General features: G+C 75.8%; 10 protein-coding genes. 6 read left to right on the top strand and 4 right to left on the bottom strand.

Features of this window, described 5'->3' with window-relative positions; translation table 11 throughout:
- The first annotated feature begins 150 nt into the window (after positions 1–150).
- From ACI79G_RS17945 to ACI79G_RS17935, 3 genes are all read left to right on the top strand, one after another.
- Positions 151–1,860: a phosphoenolpyruvate--protein phosphotransferase gene (locus ACI79G_RS17945; protein WP_456882463.1), complete on the top strand. Its 1,710-nt coding sequence runs from the start codon at positions 151–153 to the stop codon at positions 1,858–1,860.
- A 194-nt stretch (positions 1,861–2,054) separates the two neighbouring features.
- Positions 2,055–2,201, top strand: a complete 147-nt coding sequence (locus ACI79G_RS17940; protein WP_175479625.1) for a hypothetical protein — start codon at positions 2,055–2,057, stop codon at positions 2,199–2,201.
- A gap of 300 nt (positions 2,202–2,501) precedes the next feature.
- Positions 2,502–4,592 carry a diguanylate cyclase domain-containing protein gene (locus ACI79G_RS17935; RefSeq protein ID WP_456882462.1) on the top strand — a complete coding sequence of 697 codons (2,091 nt, stop codon included), beginning with the start codon at positions 2,502–2,504 and terminating at the stop codon, positions 4,590–4,592.
- Positions 4,593–4,601: 9 nt separating this feature from the next.
- On the opposite strand, the gene ACI79G_RS17930 is transcribed toward ACI79G_RS17935, so the two are convergent.
- Entirely contained in the window at positions 4,602–5,447 is an 846-nt protein-coding gene (locus ACI79G_RS17930) for a tyrosine-protein phosphatase (protein WP_456882461.1), read from the bottom strand.
- A 180-nt stretch (positions 5,448–5,627) separates the two neighbouring features.
- Here ACI79G_RS17930 and ACI79G_RS17925 point away from each other — a divergent pair, with 180 nt between their 5' ends.
- Entirely contained in the window at positions 5,628–7,286 is a 1,659-nt protein-coding gene (locus ACI79G_RS17925) for a tannase/feruloyl esterase family alpha/beta hydrolase (protein ID WP_456882460.1), read from the top strand.
- Positions 7,287–7,386: 100 nt separating this feature from the next.
- Here ACI79G_RS17925 and ACI79G_RS17920 read toward each other — a convergent pair whose 3' ends face one another.
- The 3 genes from ACI79G_RS17920 to ACI79G_RS17910 all read right to left on the bottom strand — a co-directional run bounded on the left by ACI79G_RS17920 (position 7,387) and on the right by ACI79G_RS17910 (position 11,076).
- The gene (locus tag ACI79G_RS17920; RefSeq protein ID WP_456882459.1) at positions 7,387–8,265 is read right to left on the bottom strand and encodes a 3-methyladenine DNA glycosylase; all 879 of its coding nucleotides are present in this window, start codon (positions 8,263–8,265) and stop codon (positions 7,387–7,389) included.
- A 109-nt stretch (positions 8,266–8,374) separates the two neighbouring features.
- Positions 8,375–10,273: a helix-turn-helix domain-containing protein gene (locus ACI79G_RS17915; RefSeq protein WP_456882458.1), complete on the bottom strand. Its 1,899-nt coding sequence runs from the start codon at positions 10,271–10,273 to the stop codon at positions 8,375–8,377.
- Positions 10,274–10,320: 47 nt separating this feature from the next.
- Positions 10,321–11,076, bottom strand: a complete 756-nt coding sequence (locus ACI79G_RS17910; protein WP_456882457.1) for a 3-hydroxybutyrate dehydrogenase — start codon at positions 11,074–11,076, stop codon at positions 10,321–10,323.
- Positions 11,077–11,642: 566 nt separating this feature from the next.
- Here ACI79G_RS17910 and ACI79G_RS17905 point away from each other — a divergent pair.
- Entirely contained in the window at positions 11,643–12,581 is a 939-nt protein-coding gene (locus ACI79G_RS17905) for an ABC transporter ATP-binding protein (RefSeq protein WP_456882456.1), read from the top strand.
- A 24-nt stretch (positions 12,582–12,605) separates the two neighbouring features.
- On the top strand, positions 12,606–13,406 hold the full coding sequence (locus ACI79G_RS17900) for an ABC transporter permease (RefSeq protein ID WP_456882455.1): 801 nt from the start codon (positions 12,606–12,608) through the stop codon (positions 13,404–13,406).
- Positions 13,407–13,417 lie beyond the last annotated feature (11 nt).

Genomic DNA, 13,417 nt, shown 5'->3' with positions numbered 1-13,417 from the left:
CCTGCCCCTAGCACACAACGGTTGCCCGTTTGTGTTGGCTTGGTGTTGTGTTGGTGTTGTTCTACGTCCGATCCGTTGACAAGTCAACACCCGTTCGTGACTCTGGTCATAGCCGGATCCGCGTCCCCCACCGACTCGTGCGAGGTAGCCATGACCACCCACGCTCCCGGAACCGCCGCCCTGTCGACCACCGGTCCGGTGGTGCTGCCCGGCACGCCCGTCGTCCCAGGGGTGGCCTGGGGCCCGGTCGTCCGCCCCTCGGGCGCGGTCCTGCTCCCGTCCGACGACGGCGTCGTGGTCGCCGAGGAGGAGCGCGCGGGGGAGAAGGAGCGCTTCGCCGCGGCCGCGGGCGTGGTGGCCGACCGGCTCGCCGAGCGGGCACGCGGGGCGACCGGGGTGAGCGCGGAGGTGCTCGCCACCACCGCCGGCCTGGCCCGCGACCGCGGCCTGCTCTCGGCGGTCGAGCAGCGGATCGACGCCGGCACCCCCGCCGCCGTCGCCACCGTGCAGGCCGCGCAGCAGTTCGTCGACCTGTTCACCAGCCTGGGCGGGCTCATGGCCGAGCGGGTGACCGACGTCCGGGACGTCCGGGACCGGATCGTCGCCCAGCTGACCGGGCAGGGGGAGCCCGGTGTCCCGAGCCCGGAGCAGCCCTCGGTGCTGCTGGCCGAGGACCTCGCGCCGGCCGACACCGCGGGGCTGGACCCGACCCGCATCACCGGCCTGGCCACCCGGCTCGGCGGCACGACCAGCCACACCGCGATCATCGCCCGCCAGCTCGGGCTGCCCTGCGTGGTCGCGGTCGGCGGCCTGGACGACGTCCCGGAGGGCGCCACCGTGCTGCTCGACGGGGAGCGCGGCACCGTCACCGTCGACCCGGACCCCGAGGAGGCCCGTGCCCGCGTGGCGGCCGCGCAGAGCGCCGCCGCGGCGCTGGCCGGGTACCGCGGCCCCGGCCGCACCCGCGACGGCCTCGAGGTCAAGGTGCTGGCCAACGTGCAGGACGGCGCCGGGGCGCGGGCTGCGGCGGGCAAGCACGCCGAGGGCGTCGGGCTGCTGCGCACCGAGCTGGCCTTCCTCAGCCGGGCCGAGGAGCCCTCGGTGGAGGAGCAGGCGGCGGGTTACGCCGAGGTGTTCGAGGCCTTCCCCGGCCAGCGGGTCGTCGTCCGCACGCTGGACGCCGGGTCGGACAAGCCGTTGGCCTTCGCCACGATGCCCGACGAGGAGAACCCGGCGCTCGGCGTCCGCGGGCTGCGCGTCGCCCGCCGCGACCCCGGCCTCCTGGAGCGGCAGCTGGACGCGATCGCCGAGGGGGCCCGCCGGGCCGGTGCCTCGCCGTGGGTGATGGCGCCGATGGTGGCCACCGTCGGCGAGGCCGCGGACTTCGCCGCACGCGTCCGCGCCCGCGGCCTCACCCCCGGCGTGATGATCGAGGTGCCGTCGGCGGCCCTGATGGCCGAGCGGCTGCTGCGGCACGTCGACTTCCTGTCGATCGGCACCAACGACCTCTCGCAGTACACGCTGGCCGCCGACCGGCTCTCCGCCGACCTCGCCGACCTCACCGACCCGTGGCAGCCGGCGCTGCTGGCCCTGGTGCAGCTCACCGCGGAGGCCGGCCGCCGTACCGGCAAGTCGGTCGGCGTCTGCGGGGAGGCCGCCGCCGACCCGCTGCTGGCCTGCGTCCTGGTCGGCCTCGGCGTCACCTCGCTGTCGTGTGCGGCCTCGTCGATCGCCGGTGTCGGTGCCCGGCTGGCCGTCGTAGACACCGACGCGTGCCGGCGGGCCGCGGAGGCGGCGCTGCTGACCGACGACCCGCAGGCCGCCCGGGCGGCGGCGCGCCGGGAGCTCGGCGTCGACTGAGGGAGGACCCCGGGTCGCCGCGAGCGGTGAGTGGGACGGGGCCTCCCGCTGCAGGGGGTAGAGGATCCCTCACCCTCCGGGTGAGGGATCCTCGCTGCGTCAACGAGTTCGCCTGGCTTTCTTCGGAATGGTCGGGGCCGTGCCTGCATTGATCAGGGTGCAGACCTCACGAGACCGGAAGAAGGCAACGAGTCATGAACAGCGTGACCTCCAGCTGGCGGCGGCGTCGGCAGGCGGCGCGGACGCGTCGGGCGCTCGACCGCGCCCTCGCGCGCACCAGCAGCCCGGCGATGCGCGACGAGCTGCTGACGATGGCGAACAGCAGCGGGTCCACCCGCTGAGCCGTTCCCGACGACGCGCGACCCCGGCCTCCTCGTGGAGACCGGGGTCGCTTGCTGTCCGGCACCGTCGCGGGCCTGTGAGGTGCTGGAGCGGCCACACCCTGCAGGGGTCCTCCCCTTCGTCAGGGAGTCGCCTCCGCGGGTCGGCCGGCGGGGGCGGGCGTCCTCGACGGCACACCCCGTACCCCTCGGGGTACGTGGTGGGGAGCAGGCTGCGTCGTCCCCCCATGGTGTGCATCCGTTCAACCCCGGGCTCCGTCCTGCCGATGGGACGGGCGTGAGCAGAACGGGTGGCCCCAGGTGAGCGGCCCTGCGGTGTCCGAGGCCCGGGAGACGTCCGGCGCCACCACGGGGCTGCTGCTGAGCTACGTGCGCCGGCAGGGCGGGGACGACGCGGTCGCGGAGGTGCTGCGCCGTGCCGGCGTGCCGTTCACCGCCCCCGAGCTCGAGCTGCCGTCGCACTGGACCAGTTACGACACCCGGATCAAGCTGTTCGCCGCCGCCACCGAGGTGCTGGGCGACCCGCAGACCATGTTCCGCGTCGGCCGCGAGGCCCTCGGGCTCGGCCTGACCCCGGCCCTGGTGCTGCTCGTCCGCGCGATGGGCTCGCCGCGCCAGGTGTACCGCCAGCTACCGCGGGCCGTGGCCAAGTTCACCACGACCTCGACCATGCGGGTCGTCGAGTCCGGCGCCACGCACGCGACGCTCAGCTACCGGTTGCACGAGGGCTACCCGCACTCCCGACTGGACTGCGAGTACGCCCAGGGCCTCATCGGCATGGTGCCGACGATCTTCGGTCTGCCCCCGGCCCAGCTGCTGCACTCCGAGTGCGAGTCCGACGGTCACTCCGTCTGCACCTACCACCTGACGTGGGAGCGACGCCGCAGGTTCGGCGGACGCCGTCGCACCGACGAGGACGTCCCCGAGCTGCTCGCCCTGCGCGACCAGCTGCGCATCCTGCAGTCGGCGGCCGCGGACCTGGTCGCCAGCGAGGACGTCGAGACCGTCCTGCAGCGCATCATCGAGAAGGCCGCCGAGGCGGTGCTCGCCCCGGGCTGGGTGCTCGCCGTGACCGACCCCGCGGGCGGTCCCGCCCTCGTGCGCAGCGCAGGCCTGGCGCAGCACCAGGTCGACGCCCTCGCGGCCACGCTGCTCGACGGCGCCGACCCGGGCCCGAACGTCGTCGCGGTCGACGTCGCCTCGGCTCGCCGGGTGCACGGCCGGCTGGCCACGGTCTACCGGCCCGGCGACAGCGGCCTCGTGCACGAGCGCCAGATGCTCGCCGCCTACGCCGGCTACGCCGCGGCCGCCCTCGACCTGCTCATGGCGCTGGAGAGCTCCCGGCAGGAGGCCGACCGCGCCGGGACGCTGCTCACCCTGGCGCACGAGCTCGCCGGGGCCACCGAGGCCGACGACGTGTGCACGGTGGTCGCCGAGGCGCTGCCCCGCGTCGTCGGCTGTGACAGCGCCGCGGTGATGCTCTGGGACCCCGCGGAGGGCTGCCTGCGCACGGCCGCCCACGTGGATCCCGTGGAGGAGAACCAGCAGCTGATGTACGGGACGCCCCTCCGCGCCGAGGACGTCCCCGAGCTGGTCGGGATGCTGACGGACCGGGAGCCGCGCTTCCTGCGGCCCGAGTCGAGCAGTCCGGTGCTGCAGCAGCTGCTCACGGCCCTGCAGCTCACCGACGTCGTCGCCGTCCCCGTCGTGGCCGGGCGCACCTTCCTCGGTGTCGCCACCGCGAGCTGGCCTGCCGGGCGGGCCCCCGAGGTGCTCGCCGGCGACGTCCTGCACCGCCTGCGCGGTGTCGGCGACCAGGCCGCGACCGCCCTCCAGCGGGCTCGCCTGCTCGAGACCGTGCGGCACCAGGCCACGCACGACGCGCTCACCGGGCTGCCCAACCGGGTGCTCTTCCTCGAACGGCTCGGCGAGGCGCTGGCCACCACGCCCGCCGACCAGCACGTCGGCGTGCTGTTCTGCGACCTCGACCGCTTCAAGGGGGTCAACGACTCCCTCGGCCACGCCGCCGGTGACGAGCTGCTGCGCCAGGTGTCCGCCCGGCTGCGGGCCGCGATCCGCCCCGGCGACGTGGTGGGCCGGCTCAGCGGTGACGAGTTCGCCGTCCTGCTGCCCGTCCTCACCCGGCCCGAGGACGCCGACCGCGTCGTCGCCCGGGTACTGGGCTGCTTCGACGAGCCCTTCCGCCTCGAGGGTGCCGGCGTCGCCGTCGGCACCAGCGTGGGCGTCGCCGTCCACGGCGGCGGATCGGGCAGTGCCGACGCGCTGCTGCGCGCCTCCGACGCCGACATGTACCGGCACAAGAAGAGGACCCCCTTCCCCCCACGGCTCGCGAGCTCGCCGCGGGACCCTGAGGGGGGCCGCGAGTCGTAGCCGCAGGTGCTAGCGGCGCAGACGGGCGTGCAGGGCGGCCTGCTCCTCGGGGCCGAAGCCGTGCTCGGTGAGCCAGCCCTGCGGGCCGCCGTGCCGCTCGTCGAGCAGTTCGAGCACCCGGCGCATGGTCTCCGCCTGCGGCGTGTGGCTGGCGACGTCGCGGCGCACCATGTCCTCGGCGTAGGTCGGTGACGCGGCCAGCTTGGCGACCAGGTCGTCGATGACCTCGGCGGTCAGCGCGTAGTCGGCCACGATCTCCTCGTGCGGGACGCCGGCCACGGCGAGCGCGAAGGCCACCACGACCCCGGTGCGGTCCTTGCCCGCGGCGCAGTGCACGACCGTGGCACCGTCCGTGGGCGCGGCCAGGGCGCGCAGCGCGGCGACCACGTTCTCCGGCCGGTGCGCGAGGTAACCCAGGTAGGAGCGCACCGCCGGCGGCTCGCCCTGGTCGCCCTCGGCCACCTGCCGCGGCAGGATCGACTCGGCCCAGTCCGCCGGGAGCTCCGGCACGTCGGCCTCCTCGACGGCGAACACGTCGGTGTGGTGACCGCGCTCGGGCAGCAGCGTGAAGTGCCGGTGCGTCACCTCGGGCACCGTCCGCAGCGGGCCGCGGCCCTCCAGCAGCACCTCCGCGGTGGTGCGCAGGTCGACCACCTCGCGCAGCCGCACGTCGTCCACCAGCCGGCGGACGTCGTCCTCGCTGAGCGTCTGCAGGTTGTCGCTGCGCAGCACCCGCCCCGGGACCGTCGTCCCGCCGTCGACGGTGGGCAGCCCGCCCAGGTCGCGGGTGTTCGTCGTCCCGTCGAGGCGCAGCCAGCGGTCGGTCCGCAGGCGGTCGGAGGCTCCGGAGGTCACGCGCACGACGGTACGACCCACGGGACGCCCGCTCGGTGTGGGCCCGGACCCCACCCCCGGTGTCGCGTCTGTGGAGTCCGCTCACGTGGAGACCGTGCGTGCCACTCCCTACTGTGTGACCCGCCTCACCCGGCGTCCACGGCCCCGCCCGCGCCTCCACCGTCGAACGACAGGAGTCCCATGGACCTGACCAGAGCCAGGACGGTCGTGGCGGGGGTGGCCCTCGCCGTCGTCGCCTCACTCGGCTGGACGACGCCGGCCGGCGCAGCGGACGCCGCCGCCCGGTGCGCGGCGCTCGCGGGGGTCGACATCCCCGCCCGCGTCATCGGACTCCCGACGACCGGCGGCGCGGTGACCGAAGCCGCCCTCGTGGCACCGTCCGGGAGCGGCACCACCGCGATCGGGGAGTACTGCAGGGTCACCGCGGCGCTGCACCCCGTGGACCCCGCCGCCCCGGACATCCGCATGCAGGTGGCGCTGCCCACCACGTGGAACCAGAAGGCGCTGATGTTCGGCGGGGGCGGCTACAACGGGACGATCCCGGCGCTCGACGGGAACGTCCCCTTCGGTCCGGGTGACGCGCCCAGACCGCTCGGCCGCGGGTACGCGACCTTCGCCAGCGACTCCGGGCACCAGGCACCCGCCGGGTTCCTGCCGACCCCCTCGCTCTACGGCGAGTTCCTCGCCAACGACGAGGCGCTGCGCAACTTCGCCGGCGACGCCCTGAAGAAGACCCGGGACGCCGCCGTGTTCGTCATCGGCCGGTACTACGACCGGGACACCCCGCAGCAGACCTACTTCGCCGGGGGCTCGACCGGCGGCCGGGAGGCGCTCGCCGTCGCCCAGCGCTGGGAGCGCGACTTCGACGGGGTCATCAGCGTCTACCCCGCGTTCAACGCCGCCACCCTCGACCTGTACTTCGGCCACATGACCCGTCAGCTCGCCGCGCCGGGCGCCTTCCCCCGTCCCGCGCAGCAGGTGCTGCTCTACAACGCGGTCGTCACGGCCTGCGACGGCCTCGACGGGTTGACCGACGGCGTCATCAGCGACGAGCCGGCCTGCGACTTCGACCCTGCCGTCCTGCGCTGCCCCGAGGGGCAGGACACCGGTGACACCTGCCTGTCCGACCCGCAGATCACCGCGATCCGCGCCGTCTCCAGCCCGATCACGTTCCCCCACCCCCTGGCCAGCGGTGAGACCGGCTACCCGGGCTTCCCGTTCCTCTCGGGCGCGGACATGTCGACACCGCTGCTCGGCCTGGGGACGACCGCGCCGGCCACCCCCATGCCGAAGACCGCCGGCTACGGCATGCAGTTCTGGGACGCCTGGGTCAAGTACGCCGTGACCCGGGACCCCGCCTTCGACTCGCTGTCCCTGGACCCGCTGGCGCCGGGCCCCTGGCAGGACCGCATCTCGGAGCTCACCGCGCTGCAGGACGTCAACGACACCGACCTGCGGCCCTTCGCGAGGAGGGGCGGGAAGCTGCTGCTGCTGCACGGGACGGCGGACGAGCTGGTCAGCCACCGGGCCACGGTGGAGTACTACGAGGGGCTGGTGCAGACCATGGGGCAGCGCCGGGTCGACGCGTTCGCCCGCTTCTACCTGGTCCCCGGTGCCAACCACGCCAACCTCGCCGCCGCCTTCGCCGCCGGCTGGGACTCCCTCACCGCCCTGGACCACTGGGTCACGACCGGCGCGGCGCCGGCCGACCCCGTCGTCCGGGACACCAACCCCGGCGCCACCCGCACGCGGCCGCTGTGCGAGTACCCGACCCACCCCCGGTACAGCGGCTCGGGGAGCCCCGACGAGGCGAGCAGCTTCGACTGCGTGACCGGATAGCCGGGGTCGGGACGGGGCCCGGCACCGCCGGTGCCCACGTGGTCGGCGCACCGCGTGGGCACCGGCGGACGGCGGCGTCGCGGCGCCCGTCCGCGGTCGGTCAGCCCTCGAGGAGCCGGTCGCACACCGCACGCAGTCGCGACCGCAGTCCCGCACCGCGGCGGGCGAACTCCCGCTGCGCGGCGACGTACTCCGCCTTGCCCTCCGGCGTCTCGATCGCGACCGGGTCGTAGCCGGCGGCGCGCAGGTCGTACGGCGAGGCGCGCATGTCCAGCTCCCGGACCTCGGCCGCCAGCACGAAGCAGTCCAGCAGCAGGTCGCCGGGGACGGCGGGACCGAGCTTGTAGGCCCACTTGTAGAGGTCCATGGTCGCGTGCAGGCAGCCCGGCTGCTCCATCTCGACCTGGGTGGCGCGGGTGGGCCGCAGCCGGTTGCGGCCGACGGCGGCGGGCGTGAAGAACCGGAACGCGTCGAAGTGCGAGCAGCGCACCGGGTGGGACTCGACGACGGCATCGGTACCGGCCCGGCCCAGCCGCAGGGGCAGCGGGTGCCGGTGCTCGTCGGCCCGGTAGACCATCGCCCACTCGTGCAGCCCGAAGCAGCCGGTGTGCGCCGGCCGGGACGCGGTCGCGGCCAGCAGCCGGGCGACGAACGCGACGGTGTCCCCGCGGTCGGCCCGGAAGGCGTCGAGGTCGAGGGTGACCGCGCCGTCGTCGTCGGTGGCGTACCAGCGCCAGGCGGCGTGCGGCGGGGGTCCGTCGGCGCCGGGCTCGAGGACCACCCCGGGGCCCGGGTGCCAGCGGCGCAGCTGCGCAGGGCGGGCGCTGTAGTACTCGTAGAGGAAGTCCTCGACCGGGTGGCGGGTGCCGGTCGCCCGGCGGGCCCGGTGTCCCGCGGTCAGCGCGTCGGCCCGCTCCGCGTGCGCCCGCGCCAGCGCCGTCCACCCGGCCGCCGGCAGGCGAGTGGGGACGGCGTGCACTCGTTCAGGGTAGGGGGGCCGCGGCCCACCATGGTGCGCTGATGGTGGTCTCCGGCCGCCGCGAGACCACCATCAGCGCACACTCACGCGGCCAGCGCCATGCGCCCGATCAGCCGGCGGCGGAACAGGTGAGCCGGTGCAGCCGCAGCGCCAGGTGCACCTCCAGGGCCCGTTCCGGCGTCGACCACCCGCGGCCCAGCAGCCGGCCCACCCGCTCCAGGCGCTGGGTGACGGTGTTGACGTGCACCTGCAGGGTCTCGGCCGCCCGCGCCGGGGACCCGCCGGCGTCGAACCAGGCCCGCAGCGTCCCGACCAGGTCCGTGCCGCGCCGCTCGTCGTAGTCCAGCACCGGGCCGAGCGTGGCGGTCACGAAACCGTGCACGTCCCGCCCCTCGCCGACCAGCAGCCCGACGAAGCCGAGCTCGTCGGCGCTGGCCGCCTGACCGGCCCGGCCCAGGGCGACCAGCGTCGAGGCGCAGCGCTGGGCCTCGACGTGCGCGGGGGCGACCGCGGCCGGCCCCTGCACCGGCCCGGCACCACCGACGGTCACCGGCCGCCCCACGGCCGCGGTGAGCTCCCGGCGGACCTGCGCCGCCGCGGCGCCGGGCTCCCCACCCGGCAGGCAGAGCACCACCCGCCCGTCGTTCAGGCCGGCCAGCCCGCCGCGGACGGAGGCCAGGTGGGTGGCGGCGGCCAGCGCCCGGCCCCGGCCGCGCTCCTCCACCAGGACGACGACGACGGCGTGCGGCCGGTCGAGGTCGGCACCCAGCCGGCGGGCGCGCTCCCGCAGCCCGTCGGGGTCGCGCAGCGCCGGCCCGAGCAGCTCCTCCAGCAGCTCGCCGCGCACCCGGCCCTCGGCCTCGCTGGCGGTGCGCCGGATGAGCAGCAACAGGGAGGTCACCAGTGCGGCGCGCTCGAGGATGCGCTGGTCGGAGTCGGAGAGCTCGTCGTCCCGGTGCAGCACCAGGCCGCCGAGCAGCTCGGCGCCCACGGTCACCGCAGCGGTCCACCAGCTGCCGTCGCGGACCGTCCGGCCGGTCGAGCGGGCCAGCGTGAGGGCGGCCGCGGGGTCGGGCGGCAGGTCGCCGTCCGACCCGGGGGACGGCGTGCCGCGGCCCTGCTCGTCGAGGATGGTGATCCGCCCGCCGAGCGCCTCGGTGACCGCGGCCGCGACGTCCTCCACCCCGCCGCCGCGCAGCACGATGTCGATGAAACGGTCGTGCGCGCCGGCGGCCCGCTCCACCGAGGCGGAGTGGGCACGGAGCTCCCGGGTGGCCGCCGACAGCTCCTCCAGTGCCGACCGGGTCTCCTCCAGCAGCCGGGCGTTGTCCAGCGCGATCGCCGCGTGCGCGGCCAGCGAGCCCAGCAGCGAGACCTCGGAGCGGTCGTAGAGCCGCTCGTCGCGGTCGGCGGCGAAGAGCACCCCGATCACCCGCGACCCGCGCACCAGCGGGACGCCGAGGATGGCGACCAGGCCCTCCTCGGCGACGCCCCCGTTGATCTCGTCGGTGTGCTGGAAGCGCGGGTCGGCGAAGTAGCGGGCGGTGGCGTACGGCGCGGCGGTCTGCGCGACCAGCCCGCCGAGGCCGGCGCCCATCGGCAGCCGCAGCGCCTGGAACCGGGCCGAGACGGAGCCGTCCGTCACCCGCATGTAGGTGTCGCCGCGGGCGTCGTCGTGCAGGGTCAGGTAGGAGACGTCGGTGCCGAGCAGCTGCCGCGCCCGCCGGACGATCGCGGTGAGCACGTCGTCGACGCTGCGCAGCGAGGCGAGGTCGCCGGCGGTGTCGAACAGCGCGGCGAGCTCGGACTCCCGGCGGCGCCGCGCGGCGAACGCGTCGCGCACGTGCAGGGCCAGCCACTTGACCCGCTCCAGCCCGGCGAGCGTCGCACCGTCGGCGCCGGCGGCCCGGGCGCGCACCACCGGCCCCTCGAACTCGATCGCCGCCGCCTCCTCGAGCAGCAGCGCGAAGTACTCCGCGGCACCGTCCAGCTCGCCTGACGCCGGCACCGCCCCCCTGCGGGGTCCTCCCACGGGGGGTCGCAGGGGGTCCTCCATCAGTGGGCGGTCCACCCGCCGTCCATGACCAGGGAGCTGCCGGTGATCGACGCGGCGACGGGGGAGCAGAGGTAGGCGACGGCCTCGGCGACCTCCTCGGGCTCGATCAGCCGCTTGACGGCCGCGGGGGCGAGCATGACCTGCTCGATGACCTCGTCCTCGGACAGGCCGTGGGCCCTGGCCTGGTCGGCGATCTGGTTCTCCACCAGCGGCGTGCGCACGTAGGCGGGGTTGACGCAGTTGGAGGTGACCCCGTGCGGGGCGCCCTCCAGCGCGATCACCTTCGACAGCCCCTCGAGACCGTGCTTGGCGGTGACGTAGGCGCTCTTGTACGCCGAGGCCCGCAGCCCGTGGACCGAGCTGACGTTGACGATCCGGCCCCAGCCGCGCTCGTACATGTGCGGCAGCGCGCCACGGACCAGCCGGAACGGCGTCTCCAGCATCAGCCGCAGGATCAGCGAGAAGCGGTCGACCGGGAACTCGTGCACCGGGGCCACGTGCTGCAGCCCGGCGTTGTTCACCAGCACGTCCACGTCGAGGTCCAGCGTGCCGACCGCGTCGAGGTCGGAGAGGTCGACGGCGACCGCCGTCCCCCCGACCGCCGTCGCCACCGCCTTCGCCGCCTCGGCGTCACGGTCGACGACGACCACGTCCGCGCCCGCCTGGGCCAGTCGCACGGCGCACGCGCGGCCGATGCCCGAGGCGCCGCCGGTGATGAGGGCCCGCCGCCCGCTGAGGGTTCCTGAGTCCGCCATGTCGCGGAAGGCTAGAGGCTCCTGGCGCCCGGCCGCACGGTCTGGGCCCACACACCTCGTCGAGCCGGGATGGGTGGAGCCCACATCGCGCCACGAGCCGTCCCCCGAGGAGGCGCCACACCAGGACGCCGGACGGCGCCGTCCCGCATGGTCGGCGGACACGTGACCGCGGTCACGACTGCGGCGCCGCGGCACAGGTCGCCTCCCCGCTGTCGGGCCGCACTCCGCATGCTCCACGACGAGACCCCGTGACCGCGCCCGCCCGATCCGGCGCGGTCGGCGTCGCCGGCTGCGCGGTCGTCGCGCGGGTCGCCGTCCTCTCCTGCGGGGGACCCGCGACCTGGCCGCGGACCGGGCGGTCGTCGTCCGGGAGGGCCGGTCGCGCACGTCGGTGCGAGGCCGGCTCACGGGCCCTCCCATGACATCCGTCACGGGGGGCCCGTGGCGTTGCCGTGAGGAGTCGTGAGGGACGGCACCTGTGCCGCTGCCGGGACGACGGCAGCGTCAGGGGTGCGCCCGGGAGGAGCGGCCGGACCCCGGCCGGCGGGCGCACCGAGGAGGTCGCCGTGCACCCGTCCGTCGCACCCGCCCCGCCGCCCACGGTGGCGCCCGACCCGCCCGCCGTCGAGGTGGTCGACCTGCACCGCCGGTACGGCGACTTCGAGGCGGTCCGGGGGGTGTCCTTCGAGGTCCGGCCCGGTGAGGTGTTCGCGCTGCTCGGCGTCAACGGCGCCGGCAAGACCTCCGCCCTGGAGGTGCTCGAGGGCCTGGCCCCGGCGTCGGGCGGGTCGGTGCGGGTCCTCGGCGCCGACCCGCGGCGCGAGCGGGCCGCCGTCCGCCCGCACCTGGGTGTGCTGCTGCAGGCCAGCGGCCTGCCCGGCGACCTGACCGTCGCCGAGACCGTGCGGACCTGGGCCGGCACCCTCACCGCTCCTCGCCCGGTCGACGAGGCGCTGGCCCAGGTGGACCTCACCGGGCGGGCCGACGTCCGGGTGCGCAGCCTCTCCGGCGGGGAGCGCCGCCGGCTGGACCTCGCGCTGGCCCTGCTCGGCCACCCCCGGGTGCTGGTCCTCGACGAGCCGACCACCGGCCTGGACCCGGAGAGCCGGCGCACCGTGTGGCGGCTGGTCCGCGGCCTGGTGGACGACGGCGCCGCGGTGGTGCTCACCACGCACCACCTGGAGGAGGCCGAGGAGCTGGCCGACCGCATCGCGGTCATGCGCGCCGGGCAGATCGTGCTCGCCGGCACCCGCGAGGAGATCGCCGAGACCCAGCCGGCCACCGTCCGCTTCACCCTCGACGACGGCGTCCCGCAGCCGCCGGTCCCCGCGGGCGTCCAGGTGGTCAGCGCCGGCCCGCGGGTCGAGTGGCACACCCGCGCGCTGCAGCCGGCGCTCGCCCAGCTGCTCGCCTGGGCCGCCGCGAACGGCGTCGTGCTCCGCGGCCTCCAGGCCCGCGCCGCCTCCCTGGAGCAGGCCTTCCTCGCCGTCGCCGACGCCGAGTGACCCCGACCCGAGAGGAACGCCACGATGACCACGCTCGCCGCTCCTGCCGGCCCCTCCCGGCTCCGCCGTGTCGGGGCCCTCGCCGCCGCTGAGACCCGGCTGCTGCTGCGCAACCGCACCGCCGTCGTCAACTCCGTGCTCATGCCGCTGCTGCTGGTGGCCCTCGTCCCCGGGATCGGCCTCGACGACCGGGCCACCGGGCCCGGCCTGCTGACCGCGGCCGCCGGCTTCACGCTGGTCTTCCTGACCTACTACAACCTGGTCACCACCTACGTCGCCCGGCGCGAGGACCTGGTGCTGCAGCGGATGCGCACCGGCGAGCTGGGTGACGGCGAGGTGCTCGCCGCCACCGCCGTCCCCACCCTGCTGGTCACGGTCGGCCAGCTCGTCCTGGTCGCCGTGGGCGTGGTCGTGCTCGGCCTGTGGACCGCGCCGGTGGACGCCGTCCTGCCGGTCCTGGCGGTCCTGCTCGGCGCGGCGCTGATGGTCGTGCTGGCCACCGCGAGCACGCTGTTCACCCGGACGCCGGAGTCGGCGCAGATCACCACGCTGCCCGTCGTCCTCGGGACGACCGCGCTCTCCGGGCTGTTCTTCCCGCTCAGCGTGCTGCCCGACGCGCTCGGCACAGTCGCCCGGTTGCTGCCGGTCACGCCGGTCGTGGAGCTCGTGCAGCTGGGCCTGACGGGCCGTACCTGGGACGGCGAGGTCGTCGCCGGCGCGGAGCTGTGGTGGGCCGCGCTCGGCCCGCTGGGCACGCTCCTGGCCTGGACCGTGCTGGCCGGCCTGGCGACCGCGCGGTGGTTCCGCTGGGCTCCGCGGCGCTGACCCGCCCGGCG

The sequence above is a fragment of the Geodermatophilus sp. SYSU D00779 genome (assembly GCF_054050595.1).
This window is presented reverse-complemented; position numbering and strand designations above follow the sequence as displayed.

Bases quoted from the DNA above. Each gene is read 5' to 3' on its own strand.
- ACI79G_RS17940 (WP_175479625.1), top strand. From the start codon at position 2,055: ATGAACAGCGTGACCTCCAGCTGGCGGCGGCGTCGGCAGGCGGCGCGG.
- ACI79G_RS17945 (WP_456882463.1), top strand. From the start codon at position 151: ATGACCACCCACGCTCCCGGAACCGCCGCCCTGTCGACCACCGGTCCG.
- ACI79G_RS17900 (WP_456882455.1), top strand. From the start codon at position 12,606: ATGACCACGCTCGCCGCTCCTGCCGGCCCCTCCCGGCTCCGCCGTGTC.
- ACI79G_RS17910 (WP_456882457.1), bottom strand. From the start codon at position 11,076: ATGGCGGACTCAGGAACCCTCAGCGGGCGGCGGGCCCTCATCACCGGC.
- ACI79G_RS17925 (WP_456882460.1), top strand. From the start codon at position 5,628: ATGGACCTGACCAGAGCCAGGACGGTCGTGGCGGGGGTGGCCCTCGCC.